This is a genomic window from Streptomyces sp. NRRL F-5650 (assembly GCF_000721365.1).
Taxonomy (GTDB): Bacteria; Actinomycetota; Actinomycetes; order Streptomycetales; family Streptomycetaceae; genus Streptomyces; species Streptomyces ardesiacus.
Genome location: NZ_JOGV01000109.1, coordinates 1 through 3,134 on the forward strand (window position 1 = coordinate 1; position 3,134 = coordinate 3,134).

The following is a 3,134-nucleotide window of genomic DNA, read 5'->3' on the forward strand; positions in this document are numbered from 1 at the left end:
TGGTCCTGGTCGAGCGGCTCTCGGACGCGCGCCGCAACGGTCACCGCGTCCTCGCCGTCATCAGGGGTTCGGCGGTCAACCAGGACGGTGCGTCCAACGGCCTGACCGCGCCCAACGGTCCCTCGCAGCAGCGGGTCATCCGCCAGGCGCTCGCCAACGCGGGACTCGCCGCCTCCGACGTGGACGTGGTGGAGGCGCACGGCACGGGTACGTCCCTCGGCGACCCGATCGAGGCCCAGGCCCTGCTCGCCACGTACGGCCAGGACCGCCCCGAGGGCCGCCCGTTGCTCACCGTGCCCCGGACCCTGCACGCCGAGCGGCCCAGCGAGCACGTCGACTGGACGGCCGGTGCCATCGAGCTGGTGACCGAGGCCGTCGCCTGGCCCGAGACGGGCAGGCCGCGGCGTGCGGCGGTCTCCTCGTTCGGCATCAGCGGAACCAACGCCCACGTCATCCTCGAACAGGCTCCCGAGGCCGAGCCGGAGCGGAGCGCGGAGCGGCCCGAGCCGGTGCTGGCCGCAGCCGAAGGCGCCGTACTGCCGTGGCTCGTCTCGGCCAAGTCCGGCGCCGCGCTGCGCGGCCAGGCCGAGCGCCTGCGTGCCTTCGCAGGTGAGGGCGTCGGCCCGGCGGCGACGGCTGCCGCGCTCATCGGCGGTCGTACGGCCTTCGACGAGCGCGCGGTCGTTCTCGCCGCCGACCCGGCGGGCTTCGCCGAAGGACTGGCGGGCCTGGCCCGCCAGGACGCCGAGGTCCCCGGACTCGTATCCGGGTCCGTGCGTACCGGCGCGAACGTGGCCTTCGTCTTCCCCGGGCAGGGCGCCCAGTGGACGGGCATGGCACTCGGTCTCATGGAGTCGTCGCCGGTGTTCGCCGGGTCACTGCGCGAATGCGCCGACGCACTCGCGCCGCACACGGACTGGAAGCTGCTCGACGTCCTCGGCGACGAACAGGCCCTGGAGCGCGTCGACGTGGTCCAGCCAGCCCTGTGGGCCGTCATGGTCTCCCTCGCGAAGGTCTGGCAGCGCTGCGGCATCACGCCCTCCGTGGTCGTCGGCCACTCCCAGGGAGAGATCGCCGCGGCGTGCGTGGCCGGTGCCCTCTCGTTGGCCGACGGCGCCCGACTCGTGGCCCTGCGCAGCCGCGTCATCGCCGAGGAACTCGCCGGGCGCGGCGGCATGGCGTCGTTGACCGTGCCCCACGACGAGGCCCAGGCACTCATCGACCGGTACACGGACGGGGCCGCCGAACCCGCCACCGGTGTGGTCGTCGCCGCCGTCAACGGTCCCGGCGCCGTCGTCGTCGCGGGCGACGAGGAGCCGCTGCGACAGCTCCTGGACGGCTGCGAGAACGACGGGATCCGCGCCCGCCGCATCCCCGTGACCTACCCCTCGCACGCGCCCCAGGTCGAACTCGTCAAGGACCGTCTCATCAAGGAACTCGGCCGCATCGCCCCGGAGCGGCCCCGGGTGACCTGGCGCTCCACCGTGACCGGTGAGGACGTGGGGGACCGGGAGGCCGACGCGGCGTACTGGTACCGGAACCTGCGCCAGCCGGTGCGCTTCGCGGAGGTCGTCGCCGACCTCATGGAAGGCGGCATCGACACCTTCGTCGAGATCAGCCCCCACCCGGTCACCACCGCGGCCCTGGAGGACGCCGCGCTGCAGGCCGGCGGTCGTGAGGTCGTCGTCACCGGCACTCTGCGCCGCGACGAGGACGAGCGCACGACACTGCTGCGCAACGCCGCAGTCCTGTGGACCCGGGGGCTCGGTGTGGACTGGACCGCTCTCACCCCGGCCCCCCAGGAGCGGGTTGACGCCGTCGACCTGCCGACGTACGCGTTCCAGCGGGAGCGCTACTGGCTCGACGCACCGGCCGACTCCGGGGACCCGGGCGGTGCCGGCCAGGAGGCCACCGGCCACCCGGTGCTGGCCGCGGCCGTCGTCCCCGCCGGGACCGACAGCATCCTGTTCACCGGCAGGCTCACCACCCCGGCCGCGGCGTCGCCCACCGAGCACACCGTGTTCGACACGCCCGTACTGCCCGGGAGCACCCTGCTCGACTGGGCGCTGTACGCCGCGGACCGTCTCGGCCTGCCCGGCGTCGCGCACCTGGAGCAGCACCAGGCACTGGTCCTGGCCCCCGACGAAGCCGTCCGCGTCCAGGTCATGGCCGCGGAGCCCGACGACTCCGGGAACCGCCGTCTCACCGTCCACGCGCAGCCCGACGGCGACGCCACCGCGGAGTGGACCCTTTACGCCACCGCCGAACTGCACCCCGGGGCCGCGGAGACCGACGAGGCGTACGCACGGCTCTCGGGCACCTGGCCGCCGGCCGACGCGATCCCGGCGGACACAGCCGCGCTGTACGCCGAACTCTTCGCCGCGGACGAGCTGTTCGGAACGGCACTGCAGGGACTGCGTCGTGCCTGGCACACCGGCGACGACATCTACGCGGAGGTCGAGCTGCCGGAACAGGCCGTCGAAGGGCTGGCGCCGCGCGCAGTGCTCCTGGAGTCCGTCTGCCACGCCTGGCGTCTTGCCGACTCCGGCGGCCCCGGCACCGCCGGAGCCCTGGAACCCGCCGTCTGGCGCGGCGTACGGGTACGCGCCGGCGGCCCCGGCACCGCCACCGGCCGGGACACGGCCCACGACGCCCGGATCGTACGTGTCCTGTTGTCCCCGGCCGCCGAAGGCACCCTGCGGGTACGCGCCACCGACGCCGAGGGCATCCCGTTGCTCGGCGTGGACCAGGTCGAGCTGCGGCCGGTCACCGCGGCACGGCTCCGCTCGGCGGGTGCCACCGCGGCGCGTTCCCTCTACGAAGTGAGCTGGGAGCGACGGGCGTTCGACGAGCTCGCACCGACACCGTCTTCGATCCTGTGGGACGGCACACGATCCGCGGAGGACATCGAGGCCGCCGTCGCCGACGGAGTGCGGCTCGTCCTTCTGGACGCGGCCACCCTCGACACCCACGGCCGTCAGGAGAGCGACGGGGAGCACCTGCCGCAGCGGGTCCTTGAGGCAGTGACCGCCGCCCTCGCGCGCGTTCAGGAGTGGCTTGCCGACGAGGCGCTCGTCGACGCGAGGCTCGTCGTGGTCACCCGTGGTGCCGTCGCGGTGTCGGGCGGCGAGCGG

The 3,134-nt window shown here is 74.3% G+C and carries 1 protein-coding gene; it reads left to right on the forward strand.

Annotated features, from left to right (window positions below):
• The coding region (locus IG88_RS0137535; protein ID WP_031051277.1) for a type I polyketide synthase at nt 1–3,134 on the forward strand (3,134 nt) is incomplete at both ends.